Genomic DNA, 23,619 nt, shown 5'->3' on the forward strand with positions numbered 1-23,619 from the left:
TCTGACACGGGACAAGCTATGTCAGACTACTGACATGCGTCAAGACGACACCGGCATCCACCTCGAGACGTCGATCGGCTACCTGCTCAAGGAGACTGCGAGCACCCTCCGCGCGTCGATGGAGGCCGTGCTGCGCCCACTCGGCATGACGGTGACGCACTACTCCTGCCTCGAACTGCTCGCACAGCGCCCCGGCCTGTCGAACTCCGAACTCGCGCGGGGCACCTTCGTCACCCGACAGTCGATGAACGTGCTGCTGCAGGCCCTGGAGCGGGACGGCTTCGTCACCCGCGCCACCGAGCCGTCGGTCGGCAAGGCACTCCCCACGCAGCTCACCGACAGCGGGCGTCGGAGCCTGGCGCAGGCGAGTGCGGCGATCCGCGGCGTCGAGCAGCGGATGCTCGGCGGTCTGACCATCGTCCAGCAGACCGAGGCCCGCCGGATCCTGCGGAGCATGGTCACGGCGCTCCGCAGTCAGGGCTGATCGCGCCGGGCCCGCCATCTGGATGTTGTGTTTCGCTCACCCTTCCGGCGCGTCCGTTTCGCCAGACTGATGTTCCACATTGATGCTTCTCCTCGTCGACCACGAGGAAGAGGACATAATGACGAAACTGAAGCGCCCACTCATCCGGACGAGCCAGCTCGCGTTGGCACTCGCAGCCTGCATGGCAGCGACACCGGCGGCGCCCTCGGCGAACGCTGCCACCGGCACCGAGAGCCCGAGCGCAGCTGCTCGTTTGTCCGAGATCGCCCAGCGGTACGAAGTGGGCGACGAGCTCTCCGCTTCCGATGAGCGGTTCATCAAGAAGACAGGCACACCAGCGTCCGGCTCCGCGCTGCTCGGTACTGCCGCGAACTGCTTCAACACGCTCCGCACCGGCGGCGTGAACGGACGCGGGCGGGTCGAGGGGTGCCACGGTTCGGTCATCGGCAGCGGCATCACGAACAGCTGGCGGACGGGGTACACGGCGACGGGGAACTCGCAGGTCAGGAAGCTCCGAGCCGCCGAGCACATCCGGGCCTACGGCCTCGTCGGTTCAGGGGGGTTCGGCGTCGTCTACTCCCGGGACGTGTCGTCCGGCATCCTCAACACCCGCTCACACCAGTTCTCGCGGTCGGCGACCTTCAAGGCCCTCGCCGCCTACGTGACCGTCCAGTACGACGCCACGTTCTGGACGTCCCGCGGTTCGTTCAGCGTCGTCGGCGGGTAGCGCTGTGCACGAGGACTTCACCGGCCTGTACCTGTCGAGCGTCTGGCTCAGCCTGGCGATGCTCTCCGGCAGCCACGCGCGTTCGCGGGGCCGCTCGGCCTGGACCTGGTCCCTCTTGACCCTGTTCCTCGGCCCGCTCGCCGTGCTGCTCCTGGTCACGTGGCCGGCGCGGCCCGCGCAATCGCCCAGGGCGCCGTCGACGGCGGAGACCGATCCAGGTCAGGCCAGGTAGCGCACCGTCGCGGCGTCCTTCGGTGCGTAGCGCTCCTCGAAGTCACGTTCGTTCGGGACCCACACGTCCCGCCAGAGGGCATCGTGCCGGCGCCCGAGCGCGCGATCGCGAGCCATGCCCCGACGTGCTGCCGTGTCGAGGTCGACGTCACACCAGATGCTGACGTCGAGGTGTGGGAGCGCGTCGGGGTGGAAGAGTCCGATCAGGTCGACGATCAGGACGTCCGTCTGCGGCAGCGGCTCAGCCGGACCGAGGGCTCGCACCGACCAGTCGAACCGCTGGAACGTGCTCGCCCGACCGGCCCGGTGCGGTTCGAGCACCGACGACACCAGACGGGGACGATCGACGCCGTCCCAGTCGACGGAGCGCCGGTGGGACCGGACGGGGTCGAGGAAGTCGTCGCCGCGGATGCGGACCGCGCCGGGGAGTCCCTCGACGAGCGTGCGCGTCAGCGTCGACTTGCCGGATCCGCAGTACCCGGAGACACCGACGACGATCGGTGCGGGCGCCGAGGCACGACGGGACGCGACCAGGTCGATGACGCCGTCGCGGTCCATCGGGCAAGCGTACGAGGTCGATGACGGTGCGCCGGGGTTCGTAGGCTGAGTGGATGGACGTCGCACTGCGGGACAGCACCACCGAGGACCTCGAGTGGCTCGTCGAGCTCCGGGCCGTGGTGCTGCGCGACGACCTGACGCGGCTCGGCGTGTTCGACGAGACGCGCGTCCGACAGCGCCTCCGCGACGCGTTCCGGCCGCAGCTGACCCGCATCGTGGTGGTCGACGGCCGCGACGTCGGGTCGGTCACCGTGTGGGTCGAGGACGACGTCCGCTGGGTCGAGCACTTCTACCTCGCGCCCGACGCCCAGGGGCGTGGGGTCGGGTCGACGGTGCTGCGCGCCGTCCTCGACGAGCCCCACGACGGCCCGACGCGGCTCAACGTGCTGGTGGGCAGCCCGGCTCGCCGACTCTACGAACGCCACGGCTTCGTACTCGACACCGACGACGGCGTCGACGTGTTCATGACGCTGCGGGCCGCCGATCGAGCACCCCACGGAGCGCACTGAGCTGCTCGTCGACGACGTCGGCCATCCGGCGCTCGGCTGGTCCGGTGAGCCACGACTCGAGGGCCAGGTGGAACAGCATCACGGTCGTCTCGGCGATCACCGCCGCCTCGGCCGGATCGAGCCCGCGGTCGACGAAGGCCCCGCGCACCGCGTCCGTCAGGTCGGCACGCTTCCGGGCGTCGCGCTCCCGCAGTGAGGACTCGGACAGCACCAGCCGCCGCACCGACCCGACTTCACCGTGCCGCCCCTCGAACCGCTCGTCGGCGACGGTACGGAGGCCGCGCACCACGATGTCGAGCGGGTCGATCCCGGCCGGCGCGCCCCCGATGGCGGCCCGGGCGAGATCGGGGATCTCGTCGCCGGCGAAGATGACCTCGCGCTTGTCGGCGAAGTACCGGAAGAAGGTGCGGGTCGTCAGGCCGGCCCGTGCGGTGATCTGCGGCACGGTCGTCGCCTGGTAGCCCTGCTCGGCGAAGAGCTCGAACGCCGCTCGCTCGAGTCGCCCTCGGGCATCCGGTGACCAGCGCATGGGGCAAGAGTACTGGTGATGACACGTCGTGTCATGATTGACTCGGTGATGACACGTCGTGTCATGACCCACTACGAGCAAGAGATCGGGACACCATGTCGTCATCGGGCAACGCAGCACTCTGGACCACGTCGACCGGGCGGTTCGCCGTCGGGCCCGCCACGGTCCCCCACCCCGGCCCCGGCGAACTCGTCGTCCGCGCCGAGGCCGTCGCCGTCAACCCGGTCGACGCCGTCGGCGGGCTCTTCCGGCACCTGGTGTACCCGAAGCTGCGGTTCCCCGCGGTCCTCGGGTCGGACGTCGCCGGCACCGTGGTCGCGATCGGTCCCGGCGTCGAGCGGTTCCGTGTCGGCGACCGGGTCGTCGGGCACGCCGCGGGACAGGAGCAGCACCGGAACAGCGCTGCCGAAGGAGCCTTCCAGCACCTGGTCCTGCTGCTCGACCGTGTGACGACCCCGATTCCGGATGCCCTGCCCGCCGAGCAGGCAGCGGTCCTGCCGCTCGCCGTCTCGACCGCCGCCGCCGGGCTCTTCGAACCGGACCAGCTCGCGCTGCCGCTCCCCACGGCCGATGCGGTCGACCGCGACGGGGTGGTCCTGGTGTGGGGTGCGTCCACGAGCGTCGGCGCCAACGCCGTCCAGCTCGCCCGCGCCGCCGGGTACGCCGTGATCGGTACCGCTTCGCCGAAGAACCACGCGTTCGTGCAGGACCTCGGGGCCGAAGCCGTGTTCGACTACCGCGACGACGGTGCCGCCCGCCGCGTCCTCGAGGCACTCGCCGACCGCGAGCTCGCCGGCACCCTCGCCTTCGGGCAGGGCTCGCTGACCCGCACGCTCCCGATCGTCCGGGCAGCCTCCGGCTCCGGCCGACTCGCATCGGCGTACCCGACGCCGGTGACGACGATCCGTGCACGCCTCGAGCGCCGACACGGGGTCCACGTCACCGCGATCTGGGGCGGCCGCCCGACGGAGTCCGAGGTCGGCCCCGCGATCTACCGCGACTTCCTGCCCGAGGCGCTCCGCACCGGTCGGTACCGCGCCACCCCGACCGCATCCGTCGTCGGATCGGGACTCGCCGCGATCCCGGATGCCCTCGCCGAGCTCCGCGCGGGTGTCTCTGCCAAGAAGCTCGTCGTCACGCTCCCCTGAGCCGGTAGCGTCAGCGACGTGACCGATGCCCACGAGCAAGACGACGAGACGTTCGAGATCACGATGTCGGGCGGTGGCACGCCGCGTGGGCACCTGCAGGACCCGAGCGCCGTGACGCTGCACCTGGACCCGCGGCTCCTCGGCGACGCCGCCAGGGGCAAGGAGATGTTCGCACTGGCGATCGACCAGCAGCACACCGCGCTGTCCGACTACGCCACCGCCATCGCGGCCGCCGACGGTGACGTGACCGCTCCGGCCGTGCAGGACGCCGCGACCGCGCTGCACCAGGCACTCCAGTTCCTGCCGATCGCCCACACCGCGTACACGGGTGCCGGCTTCCCCACGGGCCGCGTCGGGGACGGCTCCCGCCCGACCTCGCTGCGACCGGAGCGCGGCGAGCGCGGCCTCGGCGTCCACCCGGACATGTTCACGGCGATCCACGGGGACGCGTCGCAGCGCTGGGAGCTCGCGTGCGAAGAGGACCTCCCCCTCGCCGTCGAGATCACCCTGGCGACCGATCCGGACGAGAACGTGCGGTCCGCCTTCCTCATGGGGACGAGGTCACGAACCGTCGTCCTGCTCATGGAACAGCGAGAGACCGACCCGGAGATGCTCGAACAGCTCGCCCAGCAGGGCTACGCGAGCCCCGAACGGAAGTTCCCCGTGCCGCTCGCCGACCTCGTTCCCCGAGAGCTGGACGGCCTCTACGAACTCCTCGGTCTCGACGACGACGCCGTCGCGCTCGCGAAGTCCCGCTGGGCACGGGCGCAGGAACGCGGCGAGCGCATCACCGTCGGCGACGCGCTCCGCGAGATCGGCGTCATCGCCTGACCGCTACTCCGGAGCGAGCGACTTCGTGTACCAGCGGCGCAACCGACCACGGCTCCCCCGTCGGCGGCGACGAGGAACACCCCGGAGTCCCCCTGCAGGTCGTCGTACGGCTCCTCGTCGAGTGCCCGGTCGACCTCGGCCGACGTCGCCACGCGCCCGAACCACCGCGACGCGACCTCCGTCAGGTAGTCCCGCACGATCGCGTCGGATCCGGCCGAGCCGGGATGCGCTGTCTCGACGATCACGTGGTCCATCCTCGTGCACGTGCTCGTGACCGCCATCGGTCCGCGCCGACGTCCGTCAGGATCGCCCGGACGACGACACTGCAAGGTGAAGGGAGAATCATGACCACGCTCCGCACCACCATCCTCACCGTCGGCATCGCCACGCTCCTCATCGGGGCGGCTGGCTGCGCGACAGCGTCCGCGCCGAGCGTGCCGAGCGCGCCGAGCGTGCCGAGCGCGCCGAGCCCCACGCAGACGAGTGCGACGGCCGTCACGCCGACGACGACCCCGAAATCGACCCCGACGCCGACGAGCGTCCGGCCGTCATCCAGCCCGAGCGGCCCCTCGAGCTGGGTCTTCGGCGACGCGTCCTTCGGGCCCGTCCAGCTCGGTGCCACGGACGTCAGCACGGTGCTGCCGGCTGCCGGGTTCTCGCGTCAGCCGTCGAGCGGCTGCCCGACGTTCTGGGAGTGGCAGTCCGCCGACCTGTCCACCCCCAGCGGGTCCGGGTACCGGATCCTCGTCACGTCCGACGATTCCGGACCCGGTGTGCGCTACATCCGCGTTGCGGGACAGGCAACCGACCCCGGAGCGTTCTCGTCGCCCGTGCTGACGTCCACGGGCATCGCGCTCGGTTCCACCGCCGACGACGTGCGCGCGGCGTACCCCGGGCTCGAGAAGACGATCGACACGTGGGAGCCACCGATCGGCGGTTACCGCGAGTACGTGGCACCGACCACGGATGGCCACTGGCTGCACTTCGACACCACGGGTGGCGCTTCCGGCGCTGAGGACATCGTGACCACGATCGTCATCAACGACACGAAGGCGGCATCGCAGGACGTCTGCCGCTGACCGTGCTGCGGACGGGAGGCGCGGGGCGGGCCCGCAACGGGCCTCCCGACTGTCCGGTGCTCGCGATCGCGAGCCGCACCCGGGTCAGCGGGACGCGGTCGCCTCGCGCGCGGCGGCTTCCGCCGCGACCCAGGCGAGCATGCCGCACTTGACCCGCATGACGAACTTCGAGACACCGTGGAAGGCGACGAGGTCCTCGAGGACGTCCTCGTCGGGCTCACCGACGCCACGCGAGCGCATCATGGTGCGGAACTCCTCGGTCAGTGCGAGGAACTCGGGCACGGTGCGGCCGACCGCCATGTCGGTGAGGACGGACGCCGAGGCCATCGAGATCGAGCAGCCGTCGCCCTGCCAGGCGAGCCCGGCGATGCGGTCGGTGCCCGGCTCGAGCCGCAGGCTGACCGTGATCTCGTCGCCGCACGTGGGGTTCCGCTCGAAGTGCGAGGCATCCGCGTCGGGCATCACACCGTCGCCGTGACGTGCCTTCGCGTGGTCGAGGATGACCTGCTGGTACAGGCTGTCGAGGGCGTTCACGCGGTCGCTCCGAAGTAGTCGCGGACCTCGGCGACGGCTGCGAGGAACCGGTCGACGTCGTGCTCGGTCGTGTAGACGTAGGTGCTCGCCCGGCTCGTCGCGACGAGTCCGAGGCGGCGGTGCAGCGGCTGGGCGCAGTGGTGGCCGGAACGCACGGCGATGCCCTGGGCGTCGAGGTACTGCGAGACGTCGTGGGCGTGCACGCCGTCGACGTCGAACGCGACCAGGCCGGAGCGTGGGACGCCGGCGGGTGGGCCGACCACGCGGATGCCGGGCACTGCTGCCAGACCGTCGAGCATCCGGCGGGCCAGGTGCTCCTCGTGGGCACGGACACGTTCCATGCCGATGCCCTGCAGGTACCGGACGGCCTCGGCGAGGGCGACCGCCTGGGAGACGGGCTGCGTGCCGGCCTCGAACCGCTCGGGCGCCGGCATGAACTCGGAGCCCTCCATCGTCACGGTGGTGATCATCGAGCCACCGGTGCGGAACGGCGGCAGGGCGTCGAGCAGCTCGGCACGGCCCCAGAGCACGCCGATGCCGTTCGGGCCGAGCATCTTGTGCCCGGAGAACGCGGCGAAGTCGACCCCGAGCTGCTGCACGTCGAGGGGACGGTGCGGTGCGGACTGGCAGGCGTCGAGCACGACGAGGGCGCCGCGGGCGTGGGCGAGACCGACGACCTGCTCGACGGGGGCGATCATCCCGGTGACGTTCGAGACGTGCGAGAACGCGACGACCTTCGTGCGGTCGGTGATCAGGGCCGCGGCGTCGTCGGCGGTCCAGGTGCCGTCGTCGGCGACCGGGATCCAGCGGAGGGTGGCACCGGTCAGCGCGGCGAGCTCCTGCCACGGCACGAGGTTGGCGTGGTGTTCGGCCTCGGTCACGAGGATCTCGTCACCGGCGCCCAGGCGGAAGCGCTCGGCGTCGGCACCGCCGCGGCCACGGCTGGCGTTGGCCATGCCGTAGGCGACGAGGTTGAGCGCGTCGGTGGCGTTCGCGGTCCACACCACCTCGGTCGGGGCGGCGGCGCCGATGAAGCCGGCGACGGTGGCGCGGGCGTCCTCGTAGGCGTCGGTGCTGAGCGCCGCGAGCGTGTGGGCCCCGCGGTGGACGGCGGCGTTGTCGTGCTCGAGGAACCGGCGCTCGGCGTCGAGGACCTGGCGCGGGCGTTCAGCCGTCGCCCCGGAGTCCAGGTACGCCAACGGCTGCCCGTTCACGTCCTGCGCGAGGATCGGGAAGTCCCGCTTGATCGCCTCGACCTCGGTCTCGGTGAGCGGCTGGTTCGGCGCCACGACTGTCACGTCTCGTCCTCCTGGTGCTGCTGTCCGGAGCAACCCGTCCATGGTGTCCGTTGTTCCCGACCACGTCCAGTCGGCACGGCGACGGCCCAGGACCACGCCGGGTCCTGGGCCGTGCACGTTGCTCGCTACTCGTTGCCGATCTTCTTGTCCGCAGCGTCGCGGGCCCCGTCGATCTTGTCGTCGTACTTGCCGCCCGTGGCCTTCTTGACCGCGTCGGCCACGCCGCCGAGCACCTTGTCGCTGACGCCCTCGGCCTTCTCGCTCTGCAGGGCGTCCTGGACCTTGCCGTCCTTCAGGAACTCCTGGGCCTTCTTCGTGATGTCGTCGAACCCCGCCATCGGCTGCTCCTCGTCTCGGTGCGGAGCCCGTCGCTCCGTCCTGGCGCCGACAGTAGGCCGCCGGGCAGCCGTCCGTACCGGAACGCTCGGGGTCTTCACACCATCTGCGCGCTGCGACGACGGGCGAGCACGTACCCGACGGCGACCGCCCCGGACACCGCGAGCAACGAGGGCACGAGGATGTCGGTGCCCTGCTGGGTGAACTCGACGACGAGCACGAGGGCGGTGAACGGCGCCCGCATGGTGGTGGCGAGGAAGGCCGCCGCACCGACGAAGGCGAAGGCCGCCAGACTCGGACCGTCGGCCGGCCACAGCAGCAGCCAGGCACCGCCCAGGCCACCGCCGATCGCCGAACCGATCGCGATCGACGGGGTCAGCGTGCCACCGACCGCACCGGCCCCGATGGTGGCCGAGGTGGTCACGGTCCGCAGGACACCGAGCAGCAGCAGGAGCACGATCGGTGAGAGGCCGGCGAACGAGGCGTCGTCGAGCGTGGTGTTCATCGCGACGAGACCGAGCGCCCGACCGTTGCCGAGGATCTCCGGGAACGGGATCGCGATGAGCCCGACCATCGCGAAGACCACCGGAAGCACGACGAGCAGGTGCCAGCCCTTCGGGGCGATGCCCTGCAGCCGGTTGGTCAACTTGACGAACCCGACCCCGGCGAGCCCCAGTACGGGTCCCACGACGACCGCCCAGACGAGCAGCGACGGCGAGAGGTGCATCGAGGGCACGTGGTACAGCACCTCGTCCGGGATCACGAGCCGGGCGGTGATGGCGGCGACGGCACTCGTGGCGAAGGCGGGCAGGGCGGTCGCGAAGCTGATCTCCCCGAGCAGGACCTCGACCGCGAACAGCGCGCCACCGAGGGGCACGTCGTACACGGCGGCGAGGCCGGCCGCGGCACCGCAGGCGACGAGGATCTTCGTCTCGCGTGCGGTCAGCCCCGCACGACGGGTGACGAGCTGGGCGAGCCAGGCCCCGACCTCGCGCGGCGCCACCTCTTTGCCGATGGACGCGCCGAGCCCCACGGCCAGGATCTGGATGCCGGCGTTCGCGAGCGTCGCCAGGGCCGGCATCCGCTTGCCGTCGACGGCCGCGGTGACCGAGACGATCGAGCGCCCCCACCGTCGGAGCGCCCACCAGGCGAACCCGGTCAGGACGCCGGCCGCGGTGAGCGCGAGGAACCGGTTCAGGCCGGACGGTGCGTCGGCGGCCTCGAGGTGCCCGCCGAACCCGTACCCGAAGGCGACGAACTGGATGAGCTGGAGCGCGAGCCAGACCGCGATGCCGGCGATGCCGCCGGAGACGCCCACCAGGGCGGTGACGACGGCGAGCTTGAGGGCCCAGACCGGGGTCGCGTGTCCGGAGTGCGGCATGACCGGAAGCCTAACGGGCTGGACCCACCCGATGACGGACGGCGACGCGCCCGCCGGACGCGGGACGGGCCTCCAGGGCGGGTGCCCCGACCACCCGTCGTCAGACGGCCGTCACCCGGAACGGCACCACGCAGTCGGCCGGCATGAGCGGTGGCTGCAGGCCGACGGTGCCGAGCACCCGGCCGCTGAACACCCGCGGGCCGGACCACCAGCCCGGTCGCACCAGGTCGTGATCGTCGCCGATGACCACCGGGTCGACGCGGTAGGTCGTGTCGGGGTCGAGGTCGCGGAAGGTGACCCGGCCGGTGCCGGAGACCTCGGAGCGGCCGATGCCGGCGAGGAAGAAGACGGCCTGCTGCCGGTCCGGCGCGACCGTGCCGTACACGAGCCGCGCGTCGTCGACCTCGTCGGAGCGCACCAGATCACCGCCGTGCAGGAGCGGGCGGAGCTCGCGGTACAGCGCGATCCACTCGGTCAGCGCGGCGGACTCGTCGGCGGTCGCGCCGGCCAGGTCCCACTCGATGCCGAGGTGCCCGACCAGCGCGGTGCCGGCACGGAAGGCGAGGTCGTGGACGCGACCGGTCGTGTGGTTCCGGCCGCTCGCGATGTGCGAACCGAGCAGCTCCGGCGGCAGGAGCTGCTGCGTCCACCGGTGCATCTGCTGGCGCTCGAGCGGGTCGATGTCGTCGGACACCCACACCCGCGCGGTGTGCTCGATGACACCGAGGTCGACCCGACCGCCACCCGACGAGCACGACTCGATCTCCAGGGACGGGAACCGCTCGCCGAGCGTCGCCATCAACCGGTAGGCGGCGAGCGTCTGCTCGTGGACCGCTGCGCCGCCGCCCGGGAACCCCGCCTCGACGAGGTCGCGGTTGTGGTCCCACTTCACGGCGTCGACCGCGTACTCGCCGATGATCGCCGTCATCCGTTCGAGCACGTGGTCGAAGGCCTCGGGGATCGCCAGGTTGAGCACCTGCTGGTCGCGGGAACGCGCGGGCAGCCGACCGTCGGCCTGCAGGATCCACTCCGGGTGGGCGCGGGCGAGGTCGCTGTCCTCGTTCACCATCTCGGGTTCGAACCACAGGCCGAACTCCATGCCGAGCGCACGGACGCGGTCGACCAGGGGGCCGAGTCCGTCCGGCCAGACCTCCTCGTCGACGTACCAGTCACCGAGGCCGGCGTGGTCGTCGCGGCGGCCGCGGAACCAGCCGTCGTCAAGCACGTAGCGTTCGACGCCGAGGGCCGCGGCACGCTCGGCGAGGTCGACGAGGCGGGCCAGGTCGTGGTCGAAGTACACGGCCTCCCACACGTTGATCGTCATCGGGCGGGGCGTCGTCGGGTGCTGCGGGCGGCTGCGGAGCCAGCGGTGGAACCGTCGGGCCTGGTCGTCGAGGCCGTCCCCGTGCGCGAAGTACACCCACGGCCCCTCGTACGTGGCGCCGGTGTCGAGCCGGACCTCGCCGGGCAGCAGCAGTTCGCCGCCGCCGATGACCTGGCGGCCGGTGGCGAGCCGTTCGGCGTGGTGCCGGTGGTTGCCGCTCCAGGCGGTGTGGACGCCCCAGACCTGACCGTGGGCGAAGCCGAAGCCCGGCTCGCCCACCGTCAGGACGGTCGCGGCGTCGGTGCCGGTGCGGCCCTTCCGGCCCTCGCGCTGATGGGTCCCCACGACGAGTTCGCGGCGCTGCGGGGTCCGCTCCTTGCCCCAGCGGCCGGCGAAGTCCAGGATCTCGCGGGCCCCCGACGGGATCGGCATCGCGAGCGTCAGGTCGTCGACGGTGTAGACGCCGTCGGCGGTGTTCGTCACGCCCGCTCGGGCCCGGACGAGCCCGGAGCCGAGCATCTCGATGGCCACCCGCACGGTGAGCCCGGCGACGGTGTCCTCGGCGTCGGCGGTGACCGCGGAGTCGGTGACTGCGAGCGACGTCACCGTGAACGCCGGCGACCAGTCGGCGCCGTCACGGTGCCCGGCGAGCCCCGGACGACCGCTCCAGCCCCGGTGCGGCTCGGGCAGCACGGACAGGCGGACCGGGTCGTCCATCTCGTTCGGTGCGACGGGCGCGACGTCGGCGTCGGCGAGGGCCGTCAGCGCGTCGGTGTCGAGCGGGCCGAGTGCCGCTCCCCAGTGCACGACGGCGGGGAGCGCGTCGTCGCGGCAGTCCAGGACGAGCGAGACGCCACCGGCGGTCAGGTGGACGAGTTCTTGCGGCATGCGGGGCTCCAGTCGGCGTCGTTGCACGTCAGAGCTTTCCGGTCCGGAGCCGTCCGCTGCAAATCCGGCTGCGGCGCGGCTCAGGTTGCGGCTCAGGTTGCGGCGCGGCTCAGAACCAGCGCTTGACCTTGAACACCACGTACAGGATCGCGGCGAACAGGACCATCGCGACGATCGACAGCGGGTACCCCCACGTCCAGCCGAGTTCGGGCATGTGGGTGAAGTTCATCCCGTAGATCGCGGCGATGAGCGTCGGCGCGAACAGGATCGCCGCCCAGCCGGAGATCTTCTTCGTGTCGTCGTTCTGCTTCTGCGCCGCCAGGGTCGAGTCGACGGTCAGGGCGTTCTGCAGCAGCTGCCGGAACGTGTCGAGGCGCTCCACCACCCGGATCGCGTGGTCGAGGACGTCGCGGAACCGCCGCTGCATCTCGATCGGCAGGTGGTACTTCTCGGCGCCGCGGTGCAGGTTCTCGATCATGTAGACGAGTGGACGCGCCGCACGCTGGAAGTCGACGACCTCGCCGAACAGCTCGTACACGCGCCGGGACACCCCGGCCTCGCCCGAGAACAGCTGGTCCTCGATCTGGTTGATGTCCTCTTCGAGGCCGTCGATCACCGGCACGTAGCCGTCGACGATGGAGTCCATCAGCGCCCAGAGCTGCGCCTGCGGGCCGACGGTCACCAGCCCCGGCTTGCCGCTCAACCGCTGCAGCGCCCGGGGAACGGTCTGCTTGCCACGGGGGTCGGCCTTCACGACGGCGAGGAAGAAGGTCTCACCGACGAAGGCGTGCACCTCGCCGAACGCAACCTCTTCCTGCCGGTCGTTGTACAGCGCCGGCTTGAGCACCACGAACAGCGTCGAGCCGTAGCGCTCGAGCTTCGGTCGCTGGTGCCCCTCGGCGGAGTCCTCGACGGCGAGTTCGTGCAGGCCGAGGGCGACCGCGACGTCGCCGAGTTCCTCGGCGTCGGGCTGGTGCAGGACGATGCACGCGCTGGCGCCCTGCTCGTCGAGCATCCGGAAGGTGTCGTCGAGGGACGGACTCGCGATCGGGGCGATCCGGTCGATGTAGACGGTGTTCAGTTCGACGCTCACGCGCCCACCGTACGCAGGGTGGCCGGTCTCCGGCCTGGAGGCCCGTGGCACGCCCGCCGTGCGCCCCCGCGTCCTGCCTGAACGCGCGCTGCACGACCGGCGGCACCGGCCGCCTACGGTGCAGGTCATCAGCATGCTGACGAAAGGGACTGTCATGAAGAGGATCTGGAAGCGCATCGCGGTGGCCGTGAGCGCGGTCGTCGCCGTCATCGGCGCGTACGTCGGGTCGGGCGCTGCCGGCGGGACGCCCATCCAGGACGCCGCCGGTGGCGCACTGTCGGCGTCCTCCACCGCGATCGCCCCGGACGGCCCCGCCTTCTCGATCTGGAGTGTCGTCTACGCCGGGCTCATCGGCTACGCGGTGCTGCAGCTCTTCCGCACCGCGAACGACGAGCGGCACGAGCGGCTGGTGGTGCCGGCGGTGCTCTCCCTGCTCCTCAACGCCGCGTGGATCCTGTCCGTGCAGTTCGGGTTCCTGTGGGCGAGCGAGCCGATCATCGTCGCACTGCTCGTCGTGCTGATCTGGACGTTCACGATCCTGCGCCGGACCCCGTCCCGCGGGGTCGTCGAGGCGATCCTGACCGATGGCACCTTCGGGCTGTACCTCGGGTGGGTCTGCGTCGCGACGGCCGCCAACACCGCTGCGGTGCTGACGGCGGCGGGCTTCCGGGGCTTCGGACTCGGGCAGGACCCGTGGGGTGTGGTCGTCGCCGCGGTGGCCGGGCTCGTCGGGGTCCTCATCGCGCTGTGGGGCCGGGGACGCCTGGCGCCGATGGCCTCGGTCGCGTGGGGTCTGGCGTGGGTCGCCGTGGCTCGGTTCGAGGGGCCGCTCGTCTCCGTGCCGACGGCGGTGGCGGCCGTGGTGGCTGCGGCGGCCGTGGTCGTCGTGACCGTGGTGGTGCGTGCCCGCGCCGGCTGGGTCGGCGGGCGTGCCGGTCGGGCGGCGGCTCCGGTCGCGGCCTGACGTGCGTGGTATTGCGCGTCGTTTCGCGCTGAGCGACACCTCACGCGGCCGCTGGCCCGTGAGGTGTCGCTCAGCGCGAAGACTCGCGCGGGCTCAGCGCGACGACTGGGCGGACGCCACCAGGCCGTGGGCGGCGGCGACCGCGGCGTTCGTGACCCGGCCGGCGTGCACGTTCAGTCCGGCGGCGAGCGCGGGGTCGGCCTCGAGCGCGGCCTCCCAGCCACGGTCGGCGATCGCGACGGCGTAGGGCAGCGTGGCGTTCGTCAGCGAGATCGTGCTCGTGCGCGGGACGGCACCGGGCATGTTCGCCACGCAGTAGTACACGGTGTCGTGCACGGCGAACGTGGGGTCGTCGTGGGTGGTCGGGTGGGAGCCCTCGAAGCAGCCGCCCTGGTCGATCGCGATGTCGACCAGTACCGAGCCCGGCCGCATGTCGGCGACCATAGCGTCGGTGACGAGCTTCGGTGCGGACGCCCCGGGGATGAGCACGGAGCCGATCACCAGGTCGGCGTCGCGCAGGGCCTCGGCGATGGCGTGCGCCGACGAGCGCAGGGTCGTGACGCGGCCGTCGAACCGGGCATCCAGGGCCCGGAGCCGCGGCAGGCTGATGTCGAACACGGTGACGTCGGCACCCATGCCGAGCGCCATCGTCGCGGCGTGCTCCCCCGCGACGCCACCGCCGATGACGACCACGCGGCCCTTCGGCGTGCCGGGGACCCCGCCGAGCAGCAGCCCGCGCCCACCGTTCGTCCGCATCAGGTGGAACGCGCCGACCTGAGCGGACAGTCGCCCGGCGACCTCGGACATCGGCGACAGCAGGGGCAGCGAGCGGTCCGGCAGCTGCACGGTCTCGTAGGCGATCGCCGTCGCGCCCGAGTCGATGAGCGCGTCGGTCAGCGGTCGGTCGGCGGCGAGGTGCAGGTAGGTGAAGAGCACCTGGCCCGGCCGGATCATCGGGTACTCCGACGCGACCGGTTCCTTCACCTTGAGGATCAGCTCGGCGCGCTCCCACACCTCGGCCGCGGTGTCGACGATCGTGGCGCCGGCCGTGCGGTACTCGTCGTCGGTGAAGGCCGAACCGGACCCGGCGCCGGCCTGCACCAGCACCTGGTGGCCGTGCGAGCCGAGCTCGGCGACGCCGGCCGGAGTGGCGGCGACGCGGTACTCGTTGTTCTTGATCTCGGTGGGGACGCCGATGCGCATGCTGACTCCTTCGTGGGCGGTGCGTTCGTCCCGTCCATTGAGCACCGGATTCGTCCACAGCACCGCTGCGCCGAACATCCGGACGATGGCAGGGCGATCCGTGTCACGAGATTCGGCGGAACGGCACCCGCCGCCGGTCGGTCAGTGCCCGCGCAGCGACTCGCTCGGCAGCTCCCCGAAGCGGCTGCGGTAGGTCGCCGAGAAGCGCCCGAGATGCCCGAAGCCCCACGTGCGCGCGATCTCGGCCACCGTCGTCTCGTCCAGGCCGCTGCCGACCAGGTCGGTGCGGGCACCGTCGAGTCGCACGCCGCGCAGGAGTTCCCCCGGCGTCTGGTCGAGGTGCCGACGGAGGGACTGCTGCAGGCCGCGCGGGCTGAGCCCCGCCGCCGCCGCGATGTCCGGGGTGCCGATCGCTTCACGCGCGTGCTCGTGGACGAACTCGAGCGCCCGGCGCAGGCGGTCGTGCTCCGGGCCGCTGCCGGACACCGACGCACGCCACTTGTTGCGCTGCGGGAACGCCCGGATCGCTGCGATCGCGAAGGCCTCGGCGATGTCGTGCTGCACCACCGGACTCATCGACCGGTCGACGTCGAGCCACGTCGCTGAGTACTTCCGCACCACCGACCGCCACAGCGCGATGCCGTCGGCCGTCGGGCGGCGCATCGGCTCGAAGGCGAAGTCGTCGTCGCCGGCCACGGCTCGGACGAAGTCGCGGTCGAGCTGCACCAGGTTCAGGGCGATGTCGTGGTGGTGCAGCGCGTACGGCTCGGCGAAGGGCAGCACGACCGGCACCCCGGCCTGGAGCTCGAACGTCTCGCCGCCCGTGGTGATCCGGCTCGAGCCACTCCGCATCCACGCGACCAGGAACTCGTCGTCGACCTGGCTCTCGCTGCGCAGGTCGACCATGAACCGCGACGAGCGCAGGGACATCCGCTCGTCACCGACGCCGGCGAAGTCCCAGTGGGCGTTCTCGTGGGTGCGACGGACCAGAGGTGCCCGGAAGTCGTAGTCGCTGCCGAAGAACGCGAGCGCCTGGTCGACGTCGCTGCCGACCATTCGCCGGAAGTACCGCTGACCGGGCTGTCCGAGAGAAAGCACCATGCACCAGAACCTAGGACGGACCACCGACAAACTGCGTCAGATCCCGACTCAGGGCTGCAGGATCGCCTGCCCCACGCTCTCGTCCAGGATCAGGTCCGTGATGAGCCCGGCGGCCAGCGCACCCCGCAGCGAAGCCGCCTTCGACCGCCCGGCGACGACGCAGACCCGCCGCGGCGCGCGCTTGATCGTGTCGAGGTCCGGAGCGCCGGCGCGGGCGTTCACCCCGATGTCCTTCCACGAGCCGTCGGCCCGGTAGAACACCGTCGAGACGTCCCCGACGACCCCCGCCTGCGTGAGCTCGTCACGGTCCTCGGGGTCGAGGTAGCCGCCGGAGTACACGTGCGAGGGCACCGGGGCCTGCGGGGCACCGACACCGAACACGACGAGGTCCATCCGCTCGTGCAGGTCGAGCACACGGCGGATCGAGCGCTCCCGGAACAGGGCCTCCTTCGTCGCGGGGTCGTCGAAGAACGCCGGCACCGGGAACTGCTGCACGAACGCCCCGTAGGCCTCGCCGAACCGGCGCAGGATCTCGGACGCGTAGACGATGCCGGTGGTGCGGGTGTTCGCGGCGCCGTTGATCTGCACGATCGTCGAGCCGTGGGTGGTCTTCGGCACCAGGTAGCGGCTGACCGCGCTGACCGTCGAGCCCCACGAGATCCCGATCACCATGTTCGACTCGACGTACTGCGTCAGGATCCGGGCGGCGGACAGCGCAACCCGCTCGAGCCGGTCGACGTCGCTCGTGTGGTCCGGCACCGGGACGACGTGCGCGTGCACCCCGAAGCGCGAGCGGATGCTCCGACTCAGCGCAGCGGCCTGGTCCAGGGGCGAACGGATCTGGATGTCGACGAGCCCGGTGTCCCTGGCGTACTTCAGCAGCCGCGACACCGACGAGCGCGAGGTGCCGAGTTCGTCGGCGATCGCGTCCATCGTCAGGTCCTGCAGGTAGTACAGGTGGGCGGCGCGCAGCGCCTGCTGCGTCCGCATGGGCTGAGCCGCATCGCTCATGGTGCTCCGATCTGTCGAACGCAACCATGCACGGACGTGCAGGGCCTCTGCAACCCCTGCCGCGCCTCCTGACCGCCGTGTCGGGCCTGGACGACACGTGTGCTGCACGTTCGTGCACGCGAGTTGCCCGCCCTGTCGAACGAGCGCACGATCGATCCTGACCCCACGAACAGACGAAGGAAGCGACGAACCATGTCGAAGAAGACACAGCCCCGGAACACGGTGACCGCCCTCACCGAGCGCCCGAACGCGCAGGTCCTCGTCGTCGGCGGCGGCATCAACGGCATCGCGACGTTCCGCGACCTGGCGCTCCAGGGCGTCGACGTCGCCCTGGTCGAGCGTGGCGACTACGCCTCCGGCGCCTCCGCGGCCTCGAGCCACATGATCCACGGCGGCATCCGCTACCTGGAGAACGGCGAGTTCCGCCTGGTGCGCGAGAGCGTGCAGGAGCGCAACGGCCTGATCCGCATCGCCCCGCACTACGTCAAGCCGCTGCAGACGACCATGCCGATCTTCTCGACGTTCTCCGGCATCATGAACGCCCCGCTGCGCATGCTGACGCACAAGCAGCGCTCCACCAAGGAGCGCGGCGCGATGCTCATCAAGATCGGCATGACGATCTACGACTCCTTCTCGCGTGACGGCGGCTCCGTCCCGAAGCACGTCTTCCGCACCAAGAAGGCCGCGCTCGAGGACATGCCCGCCCTCAACAAGGACCTGAAGTACACGGGTACCTACTACGACGCGAGTGTGCACGAGCCCGAGCGCCTGGCCCTCGACGTCCTGAAGGACGGCCTGGCCGCGGGAGCCGACAAGGCACGCGCCGTCAACTACGTCGAGGCAGCCGGCACCCGCGACGGCGGCGTCCTGCTGCGCGACCGCGAGACCGGCGACGAGTTCGTCTTCACCGCCGACGTCGTGATCAACGCCTCCGGCCCCTGGACCGACCTGACGAACGAGGCGTTCGGCGGCGAGACGAAGTTCATGGGCGGCACGAAGGGCTCGCACATCGTCGTCCACAACGACGAGCTGCTCGAGGCCACCAAGGGCCGCGAGCTGTTCTTCGAGAACGACGACGGCCGCATCGTCCTCATCTACCCGCTCAAGGGCCGGGTGCTCATCGGCACGACCGACATCGACGCCGACCCCGCGAAGCCGGTCACGACGACCGACGAGGAGATCGACTACTTCTTCGGGCTCGTGAAGCACGTGTTCCCGCAGATCGACGTCACCCGCGACCACATCGTCTACAGCTACTCCGGCATCCGTCCGCTCCCCCGCCACGAGGACACCGCCCCCGGCTTCGTGTCCCGTGACTACCGGATCGTGGACACCCAGATCGCCGGGCTGCCGAAGTCGACCGTGCTGTCGCTCGTCGGTGGCAAGTGGACGACCTTCCGTGCCCTCGCTGCACACCTGTCCACCGAGGCGACGACCAAGCTCGGCATGAGCCGCAAGGTCGACACCACGGGCATGCCGATCGGCGGTGGCAAGGAGTTCCCGACCACGGACGCGCAGCGCGCCCTGTGGATCAAGTCGCACCGCGACGGCCTGGACGAGTCCCTGGTCGAGGGGCTGCTCGAGCGCTACGGCACCCGTGCCGCCGAGGTCGTGGACGTCCTGACCGACGGCCCGGTCGAGCCGCTCGAGTCCGACCCGTCGCTCACCCGCGCCGAAGTCGCGTACTTCGCCCGCCACGAGCAGGCCGTCCACCTGGTCGACGTCGTCCTGCGCCGCACGAACCTGGCGTTCGTCGGCGGGGTCACGATCGACCTGCTCGACGAGCTGGCCGACGTGCTCGCCGGTGCGCTCGGCTGGACGACCGAGGAGCGCGCGGACGAGGTCCAGCGCACGCTCGACGTGCTGCGTGAGTCGCACGGCGTGATCGTGCCGCTGACGTCCGCGTCGGCGTCGCAGCTCGCGTAGTCGACGCAAGGACAAGACGGACGGGAGGCCCGGTACCAGCTGGTACCGGGCCTCCCGTCCGTTCGTGGTCGCGTCAGAAACGCTCGCCGGTGGGGTCGAGCGCCGTGCGGTCGATGAGCTGGTCGCCGCCGACCGGCTCACCTTCCCAGTCGACCAGGCGCCAGCCGTCGGCGAACGAGCCCTCGAGCTCGACGATGCCGGTGTTCTCCAGGTGGCGCTTCGTGCCGAAGTGGTCCGGGGTGTTCTGCGCAGCCGCGCTCGCCCACGTGCGGATCGCGGCACCGTGGCTGACGGCGGCGGCGACGGCGACCCCGGTGGCCTCGATCTGCCGGACGGCGTCGTCGTAGCGCTCGAAGAACTCGGTGCCGCTCTCGGCACCGGGCATCCGGGTCGTCCGGTCGCCGCCGGACCAGCCGTGCACGGTGGAGATGTAGGTCTGCACGGACACCTTGTCGCTCTTGCCCTGGGTGTCGCCCGCCTCGATCTCACGCAGGCCCGGGAGCACCACGGGCTCGAGGCCGAGCGAGGTCGCGAGGGGCGCCGCGGTGATCTGCGTCCGGATCATCGACGACACGAACAGTCGCTCGATCCCCCGGTCGGTGAGTGCTGCCGGCAGCGCGTCGGCCTGCTGCTGCCCGAGCTCCGTCAGCCCCGGTCCGGGCACCACGGCATCGAGGATGCCGTGTACGTTCGCGGGGGTCTGGCCGTGGCGGATGAGCAGCAGTCGCATGCCGCCACCCTACGGACCGCCCCTGACGTCAGCCCTGCCGGGTGTTCCAACGGGGGTTCTTCTTGTTGATGACGTAGACGCGGCCCCGGCGTCGGACCACCTGCGAGCCGGGGATCTGCTTCAGGGCCTTGAGGGAGTTGCGGACCTTCACGACGAGCCTCCTTGTTGATAACGGTTTTCAGTTACAGTAGCGGACATGCGTGCTGCTGCCATCACCCTCGTCACCGCCCTGCACCAGGTCGACGCCGACCGCGTCGCCGCCCGGATCTCGGACGGACACCGGATGCACGTCGCCGGGAGTGCCTTCGCCACCGCCCGCGCCGTGGCCGACCGTGCCGACCAGCTCGACCGGGTCTGCGGACCCGACGCGGGCCACGGGCTCGTCGTCACCCTGCACCCGGGGGCCGATGCCCGAGCGGTCGGCATGCTGCTCGCCAATGCGGCACGGTCGGAGACCGGCGACGACCGGGTGCTGCGCCACGTCGTCGGGGTGCTGCGGGCCGACGACGTCGCGCACCTGCTGTGGTCGGACGTCGACGACGCCTTCGTGGCCGCGGACCGGATGGCCGCACTCGTCGAGTACGCGACGGTGATCGCCCTCGACCGCATCGAACCGCTGTCGGGCCGTCGGCGTCGGGCGCTCGTGTCACTGTTGCACCGGATGGCGCCCCAGGCCGTGATCGTCGCGCTGCCGGCGATCCGCAGCGCCGCCGACCTGCCGGCGTCGAACGGTGGAGCCGCGCGGGTGCTCGCCACCGGTGCCGGCTGGATGCGGGCGCTGTCGAGCGGTGCGGACACCGGGCGCGAGGCCCGCGACGCCCTGGTCTCGATGCGTTACCGGGAGCCGCTGCCCTTCCACCCCGGACGGCTGTCGTCCGTCATCGCCGAGGACCTGTCCGCCGGGGTGAACGGCCGCGTGCTGCGGTCGCGGGGGTTCTTCCGCCTGGCGTCCCGGCCGGACCACGTCGGCTCGTGGTCGAGCTTCGGGTCGATGCTCGCGCTCGACCCCACCGCGAACCCGTCGTGGGACGCCGACGCCCCGATCGGGCAGGCGCTGTGGTTCGTCGGCGAGCAGCTCGACGTCCGGGCGATCGAGCGGGCGCTCGACGGGGCGCTGCTCACGCCGTCGGAGCTGCTCGCCGGGCCGGACGTGTGGCGCGGCTGGCCGGACCCGTTCCCGGTGTGGCCCGCGGTGGACCCGGCCTCGGAGCACCGGCACGAGTGAGGGGGCGCGGGCGGGCGGGGGCGCGTGCGGCGGGGCGCACTGGGGCGGGCTGGTGCGGGTGGGTGCGAGCGCGGCCGGTGCGGACGCCGAACGACACTGTCGATGTCGTACGACGGCGACATCGTCGCTCCCCGAACGGTGCAACAGCCCGCGCACGCAACGAACGACGGAGTCGCTGTCGTACGACAACGACCCCGTCGTTCCACGTCGGTCGGACACACCCCGCCGTCCGATCCCCCACTCGCGTCAGCGCGCTGGCACCCCCTCAGCCTCGCGCGCAGCAGCAGCCGCCGCGTCCTGCGCCGCGAACGGCAGGTCACCGAGGTCCAGGTGCGGGTTCGTGTCCTGCGTGAGCACGAGCTCCTTCGCCTCGTCCTCGGTCTCCACCGCCGGCATCGACCCGGGCAGCGGGCGCTGCGAGGACTCCTTCATGCAGAAGACACCGATCGCTCCGACGACGCTCATCGCCATCAGGAAGTACGCCGGCGCGAGCTCGTCACCCGTCGCGGTGAGCAGCGCCTGCACGATCAGGGGCGTGGTCCCGCCGAACACCGCGATCGCGATGTTGTAGGCGAACCCCATGCCGCCGTACCGCGTCGAGGTCGGGAACAGCGCCGGCAGCGACGCCGCCTGGTTCGACACCCACAGCGCGGTCATCAGCGCGAGCAGCCCGAGGCCGGCGAGCGTCGACCACTGCGCCCCGTGCCCGATGAGCATGAACGCCGGCACGACGAGCACGACGGTGGTGGCGGCACCGATCCACATCACGACGCGGCGGCCGAGGCGGTCGGAGAGCTTGCCGGTCAGCGGCAGCATCACCGCGAGCAGCAGGAGCACCGGGATCGTCAGCAGCGTGCCGTCGATGGCGGAGTACCCGAGCGAGTCGGTCAGGTACGTCGGCATGTACGAGGTCAGGGCGTAGCCCACGGTGTTCGACGCGGCGACGAGCATGATCGCGATGACGATCGGACGCCAGTGCTGGCGGACCATCGCGACGACGTTGGCCGGGCGCTCCCCCTCGAAGGACGCACGGGACTCGGTCGCGGCCTCCTGCGCGGCCTGGGTCGCCTGGAACACCGGCGACTCCTCGATCCGCAGGCGGAAGTAGATGGCCACGACGCCGATCACACCGGCCGCCAGGAACGGGAACCGCCAGCCGTAGGCGGTCATCGCCTCGTCGCCGAGGGTGAGCTGCAGCACCGACACCACCGTGGCACCGAGCGCGAAGCCGAGGTAGCTGCCGAAGTCCAGGATGCTCGCGAAGAACCCCCGACGGCGGTCCGGGGCGTACTCGGTGACGAAGGTCGTCGCCCCGGCGTACTCACCACCGGTCGAGAAGCCCTGCGCGAGCTTCAGCACGACGAGCAGGATCGGGCCGAACACGCCGATCGTCGCGTACGCGGGGAGCGCCCCGAGCAGGAACGTCGACGCCGCCATCATGATCAACGTCGTCGCGAGCACCTTCTGCCGACCGATCCGGTCCCCGAGGCGTCCGAACACGATGCCACCGAGCGGCCGCGCGATGTACGTCGCCGCGAACACCCCGAGGCTGAACAGGATCTGCACCGCGGGTTCGGCCGTCGGCAGGAAGACCTTCCCCATCGTGACGGCCAGGTAGCCGTACACGCCGACGTCGTACCACTCCATGGTGTTGCCGACGACCATGCCGCTGACGGCTCGTCGCATCATGCTCTTGTCGACCACGGTGACGTCGCTCTCGCGCAGCCGTCGGTGCGGTCGGGGGTGGGTACTGCTGGGGTCGGAACCCATGCATCGCTCCTCGAGAAGATCGGTGGGCCGTCGGGAACCGGCCCAGAACAGCGAGCGACGTTACCGAGCAACCGAAATGTCATTGGCCGGTGATTCTCAGGGAACGGCGTGTCACCCGAACGGGGGTCGCCGCCGATCCGCACCAGTCCGGCGAACCCGGAAGCTGAGTAACGAGCCCGTAACATCGGCCCATGGCGATCGAACCGGAGACGAAGAACTGGACGTGGGTCATCGAGTCCGCGTGTCCCGAGTGCGGCTACGACGGCAGCGCGGTCACCGTCCGCGACGTGCCGGGCATCATCGACGAGAACACCGCAGGATGGCCCGCGGTCCTCGGACGCGGTGACGTGCGCGACCGCCCCGACGACCAGACCTGGTCACCGCTCGAGTACGGCGCCCACGTGCGGGACGTCCACCGGAAGATGGCGGAGCGCCTCGAGCTGATGCTCACCGAGGACGCCCCGACGTTCCCGAACTGGGACCAGGACGCCACCGCCGTCGAGGACCGCTACGGCGAGCAGGACCCCGCGGTCGTCGCCGAGGAACTGCGGGAGTCGGCTGACCGCGCGGCCCGGGCCTTCGCAGCGGTGCCCGACGAGGTGCTCGAGCGCACCGGCCTCCGGTCCGACGGCAGCGCCTTCACCGTCGCGACGCTCGCCACCTACTACGCGCACGACCCGGTGCACCACCTGTGGGACGTGCGGCGCACGCTCTAGACGTGGGGACCACCGGCCTGGAG

25 protein-coding genes are annotated in these 23,619 nt (G+C 71.3%); 11 read left to right on the top strand and 14 right to left on the bottom strand.

Features of this window, described 5'->3' with window-relative positions:
• Nucleotides 1–34 precede the first annotated feature (34 nt).
• From FFG40_RS15410 to FFG40_RS15420, 3 genes are all read left to right on the top strand, one after another.
• Nucleotides 35–484 (top strand): MarR family winged helix-turn-helix transcriptional regulator, encoded by a 450-nt coding sequence (locus tag FFG40_RS15410; RefSeq protein ID WP_138803932.1) that lies wholly within the window; start codon nt 35–37, stop codon nt 482–484.
• Between the two features lie 118 nt (nt 485–602).
• A complete protein-coding gene (locus FFG40_RS15415) occupies nt 603–1,211 on the top strand; it encodes a hypothetical protein (protein ID WP_138803933.1) in 609 nt (202 codons plus the stop codon).
• A gap of 4 nt (nt 1,212–1,215) precedes the next feature.
• A complete protein-coding gene (locus FFG40_RS15420; protein WP_138803934.1) occupies nt 1,216–1,443 on the top strand; it encodes a hypothetical protein in 228 nt (75 codons plus the stop codon).
• On the opposite strand, the gene FFG40_RS15425 is transcribed toward FFG40_RS15420, so the two are convergent.
• Nucleotides 1,431–2,000 carry a uridine kinase gene (locus tag FFG40_RS15425; RefSeq protein WP_138803935.1) on the bottom strand — a complete coding sequence of 190 codons (570 nt, stop codon included), beginning with the start codon at nt 1,998–2,000 and terminating at the stop codon, nt 1,431–1,433. The two genes, FFG40_RS15420 and FFG40_RS15425, sit on opposite strands and share 13 nt — an antisense overlap.
• Before the next feature lie 53 nt (nt 2,001–2,053).
• Between FFG40_RS15425 and FFG40_RS15430 the strand changes: the two genes are divergently transcribed.
• Entirely contained in the window at nt 2,054–2,509 is a 456-nt protein-coding gene (locus tag FFG40_RS15430) for a GNAT family N-acetyltransferase (protein WP_138803936.1), read from the top strand.
• Here FFG40_RS15430 and FFG40_RS15435 read toward each other — a convergent pair.
• Nucleotides 2,463–3,038: a TetR/AcrR family transcriptional regulator gene (locus tag FFG40_RS15435; RefSeq protein WP_138803937.1), complete on the bottom strand. Its 576-nt coding sequence runs from the start codon at nt 3,036–3,038 to the stop codon at nt 2,463–2,465. The two genes, FFG40_RS15430 and FFG40_RS15435, sit on opposite strands and share 47 nt — an antisense overlap.
• A 95-nt stretch (nt 3,039–3,133) precedes the next feature.
• On the opposite strand from FFG40_RS15435, the gene FFG40_RS15440 reads away from it, so the two are divergent.
• From FFG40_RS15440 to FFG40_RS15450, 3 genes are all read left to right on the top strand, one after another.
• Nucleotides 3,134–4,186, top strand: coding sequence for a zinc-binding alcohol dehydrogenase family protein (locus tag FFG40_RS15440; protein WP_138803938.1), 1,053 nt, complete (start codon nt 3,134–3,136; stop codon nt 4,184–4,186).
• A gap of 18 nt (nt 4,187–4,204) precedes the next feature.
• Nucleotides 4,205–5,017: a hypothetical protein gene (locus FFG40_RS15445; protein WP_138803939.1), complete on the top strand. Its 813-nt coding sequence runs from the start codon at nt 4,205–4,207 to the stop codon at nt 5,015–5,017.
• Nucleotides 5,018–5,361: 344 nt separating this feature from the next.
• A complete protein-coding gene (locus FFG40_RS15450; RefSeq protein ID WP_138803940.1) occupies nt 5,362–6,096 on the top strand; it encodes a hypothetical protein in 735 nt (244 codons plus the stop codon).
• An 84-nt stretch (nt 6,097–6,180) separates the two neighbouring features.
• Here FFG40_RS15450 and sufU read toward each other — a convergent pair whose 3' ends face one another.
• The 6 genes from sufU to FFG40_RS15480 form a co-directional block, all read right to left on the bottom strand.
• Nucleotides 6,181–6,630, bottom strand: coding sequence for a Fe-S cluster assembly sulfur transfer protein SufU (gene sufU / locus FFG40_RS15455; RefSeq protein WP_027466240.1), 450 nt, complete (start codon nt 6,628–6,630; stop codon nt 6,181–6,183).
• Nucleotides 6,627–7,919, bottom strand: a complete 1,293-nt coding sequence (locus FFG40_RS15460) for an aminotransferase class V-fold PLP-dependent enzyme (RefSeq protein WP_027466239.1) — start codon at nt 7,917–7,919, stop codon at nt 6,627–6,629. The genes sufU and FFG40_RS15460 overlap by 4 nt, the downstream gene beginning before the upstream one ends.
• Before the next feature lie 134 nt (nt 7,920–8,053).
• Entirely contained in the window at nt 8,054–8,266 is a 213-nt protein-coding gene (locus FFG40_RS15465) for an Rv0909 family putative TA system antitoxin (RefSeq protein WP_071247674.1), read from the bottom strand.
• A gap of 95 nt (nt 8,267–8,361) precedes the next feature.
• Nucleotides 8,362–9,645 (bottom strand): chloride channel protein, encoded by a 1,284-nt coding sequence (locus FFG40_RS15470; protein ID WP_138803941.1) that lies wholly within the window; start codon nt 9,643–9,645, stop codon nt 8,362–8,364.
• 100 nt (nt 9,646–9,745) lie between these two features.
• The gene (locus FFG40_RS15475) at nt 9,746–11,857 is read right to left on the bottom strand and encodes an alpha-galactosidase (RefSeq protein ID WP_138803942.1); all 2,112 of its coding nucleotides are present in this window, start codon (nt 11,855–11,857) and stop codon (nt 9,746–9,748) included.
• Between the two features lie 109 nt (nt 11,858–11,966).
• Nucleotides 11,967–12,950: a magnesium and cobalt transport protein CorA gene (locus tag FFG40_RS15480; protein WP_138803943.1), complete on the bottom strand. Its 984-nt coding sequence runs from the start codon at nt 12,948–12,950 to the stop codon at nt 11,967–11,969.
• 154 nt (nt 12,951–13,104) lie between these two features.
• Here FFG40_RS15480 and FFG40_RS15485 point away from each other — a divergent pair, with 154 nt between their 5' ends.
• The gene (locus FFG40_RS15485) at nt 13,105–13,914 is read left to right on the top strand and encodes a tryptophan-rich sensory protein (RefSeq protein WP_027466234.1); all 810 of its coding nucleotides are present in this window, start codon (nt 13,105–13,107) and stop codon (nt 13,912–13,914) included.
• Nucleotides 13,915–14,007: 93 nt separating this feature from the next.
• On the opposite strand, the gene ald is transcribed toward FFG40_RS15485, so the two are convergent.
• The 3 genes from ald to FFG40_RS15500 all read right to left on the bottom strand — a co-directional run bounded on the left by ald (nt 14,008) and on the right by FFG40_RS15500 (nt 17,229).
• On the bottom strand, nt 14,008–15,117 hold the full coding sequence (gene ald / locus FFG40_RS15490; RefSeq protein ID WP_138803944.1) for an alanine dehydrogenase: 1,110 nt from the start codon (nt 15,115–15,117) through the stop codon (nt 14,008–14,010).
• Nucleotides 15,118–15,258: 141 nt separating this feature from the next.
• A complete protein-coding gene (locus FFG40_RS15495; RefSeq protein WP_138803945.1) occupies nt 15,259–16,218 on the bottom strand; it encodes an AraC family transcriptional regulator in 960 nt (319 codons plus the stop codon).
• Nucleotides 16,219–16,266: 48 nt separating this feature from the next.
• The gene (locus FFG40_RS15500; protein ID WP_027466231.1) at nt 16,267–17,229 is read right to left on the bottom strand and encodes a sugar-binding transcriptional regulator; all 963 of its coding nucleotides are present in this window, start codon (nt 17,227–17,229) and stop codon (nt 16,267–16,269) included.
• A 192-nt stretch (nt 17,230–17,421) separates the two neighbouring features.
• On the opposite strand from FFG40_RS15500, the gene FFG40_RS15505 reads away from it, so the two are divergent.
• On the top strand, nt 17,422–19,155 hold the full coding sequence (locus FFG40_RS15505) for a glycerol-3-phosphate dehydrogenase/oxidase (protein WP_111032090.1): 1,734 nt from the start codon (nt 17,422–17,424) through the stop codon (nt 19,153–19,155).
• Nucleotides 19,156–19,228: 73 nt separating this feature from the next.
• Here FFG40_RS15505 and FFG40_RS15510 read toward each other — a convergent pair whose 3' ends face one another.
• Both FFG40_RS15510 and ykgO read right to left on the bottom strand, forming a co-directional pair.
• Nucleotides 19,229–19,885, bottom strand: a complete 657-nt coding sequence (locus FFG40_RS15510; protein WP_138803946.1) for a histidine phosphatase family protein — start codon at nt 19,883–19,885, stop codon at nt 19,229–19,231.
• Nucleotides 19,886–19,913: 28 nt separating this feature from the next.
• Nucleotides 19,914–20,036, bottom strand: a complete 123-nt coding sequence (gene ykgO, locus FFG40_RS15515; protein WP_071247691.1) for a type B 50S ribosomal protein L36 — start codon at nt 20,034–20,036, stop codon at nt 19,914–19,916.
• 45 nt (nt 20,037–20,081) lie between these two features.
• Here ykgO and FFG40_RS15520 point away from each other — a divergent pair, with 45 nt between their 5' ends.
• Nucleotides 20,082–21,110: a GTP-binding protein gene (locus FFG40_RS15520; RefSeq protein WP_111093281.1), complete on the top strand. Its 1,029-nt coding sequence runs from the start codon at nt 20,082–20,084 to the stop codon at nt 21,108–21,110.
• Between the two features lie 246 nt (nt 21,111–21,356).
• Here the strand turns inward: FFG40_RS15520 and FFG40_RS15525 are convergent, their stop codons facing one another.
• Nucleotides 21,357–22,880, bottom strand: a complete 1,524-nt coding sequence (locus FFG40_RS15525; protein ID WP_138803947.1) for an MFS transporter — start codon at nt 22,878–22,880, stop codon at nt 21,357–21,359.
• A 191-nt stretch (nt 22,881–23,071) separates the two neighbouring features.
• On the opposite strand from FFG40_RS15525, the gene FFG40_RS15530 reads away from it, so the two are divergent.
• Nucleotides 23,072–23,596, top strand: coding sequence for a DinB family protein (locus tag FFG40_RS15530; protein WP_138803948.1), 525 nt, complete (start codon nt 23,072–23,074; stop codon nt 23,594–23,596).
• Nucleotides 23,597–23,619: the final 23 nt, after the last annotated feature.

Origin of the sequence: Curtobacterium sp. KBS0715, assembly GCF_005938005.2 — a bacterium.
Taxonomy (GTDB): domain Bacteria; phylum Actinomycetota; class Actinomycetes; order Actinomycetales; family Microbacteriaceae; genus Curtobacterium; species Curtobacterium flaccumfaciens.

Bases quoted from the DNA above. Each gene is read 5' to 3' on its own strand.
- FFG40_RS15410 (WP_138803932.1), top strand. From the start codon at position 35: ATGCGTCAAGACGACACCGGCATCCACCTCGAGACGTCGATCGGCTAC.
- FFG40_RS15415 (WP_138803933.1), top strand. From the start codon at position 603: ATGACGAAACTGAAGCGCCCACTCATCCGGACGAGCCAGCTCGCGTTG.
- FFG40_RS15425 (WP_138803935.1), bottom strand. From the start codon at position 2,000: ATGGACCGCGACGGCGTCATCGACCTGGTCGCGTCCCGTCGTGCCTCG.
- FFG40_RS15430 (WP_138803936.1), top strand. From the start codon at position 2,054: ATGGACGTCGCACTGCGGGACAGCACCACCGAGGACCTCGAGTGGCTC.
- FFG40_RS15435 (WP_138803937.1), bottom strand. From the start codon at position 3,038: ATGCGCTGGTCACCGGATGCCCGAGGGCGACTCGAGCGAGCGGCGTTC.
- FFG40_RS15440 (WP_138803938.1), top strand. From the start codon at position 3,134: ATGTCGTCATCGGGCAACGCAGCACTCTGGACCACGTCGACCGGGCGG.
- FFG40_RS15450 (WP_138803940.1), top strand. From the start codon at position 5,362: ATGACCACGCTCCGCACCACCATCCTCACCGTCGGCATCGCCACGCTC.
- FFG40_RS15465 (WP_071247674.1), bottom strand. From the start codon at position 8,266: ATGGCGGGGTTCGACGACATCACGAAGAAGGCCCAGGAGTTCCTGAAG.
- FFG40_RS15470 (WP_138803941.1), bottom strand. From the start codon at position 9,645: ATGCCGCACTCCGGACACGCGACCCCGGTCTGGGCCCTCAAGCTCGCC.
- FFG40_RS15475 (WP_138803942.1), bottom strand. From the start codon at position 11,857: ATGCCGCAAGAACTCGTCCACCTGACCGCCGGTGGCGTCTCGCTCGTC.
- FFG40_RS15485 (WP_027466234.1), top strand. From the start codon at position 13,105: ATGAAGAGGATCTGGAAGCGCATCGCGGTGGCCGTGAGCGCGGTCGTC.
- ald (WP_138803944.1), bottom strand. From the start codon at position 15,117: ATGCGCATCGGCGTCCCCACCGAGATCAAGAACAACGAGTACCGCGTC.
- FFG40_RS15495 (WP_138803945.1), bottom strand. From the start codon at position 16,218: ATGGTGCTTTCTCTCGGACAGCCCGGTCAGCGGTACTTCCGGCGAATG.
- FFG40_RS15500 (WP_027466231.1), bottom strand. From the start codon at position 17,229: ATGAGCGATGCGGCTCAGCCCATGCGGACGCAGCAGGCGCTGCGCGCC.
- FFG40_RS15505 (WP_111032090.1), top strand. From the start codon at position 17,422: ATGTCGAAGAAGACACAGCCCCGGAACACGGTGACCGCCCTCACCGAG.
- FFG40_RS15510 (WP_138803946.1), bottom strand. From the start codon at position 19,885: ATGCGACTGCTGCTCATCCGCCACGGCCAGACCCCCGCGAACGTACAC.
- FFG40_RS15520 (WP_111093281.1), top strand. From the start codon at position 20,082: ATGCGTGCTGCTGCCATCACCCTCGTCACCGCCCTGCACCAGGTCGAC.
- FFG40_RS15525 (WP_138803947.1), bottom strand. From the start codon at position 22,880: ATGGGTTCCGACCCCAGCAGTACCCACCCCCGACCGCACCGACGGCTG.
- FFG40_RS15530 (WP_138803948.1), top strand. From the start codon at position 23,072: ATGGCGATCGAACCGGAGACGAAGAACTGGACGTGGGTCATCGAGTCC.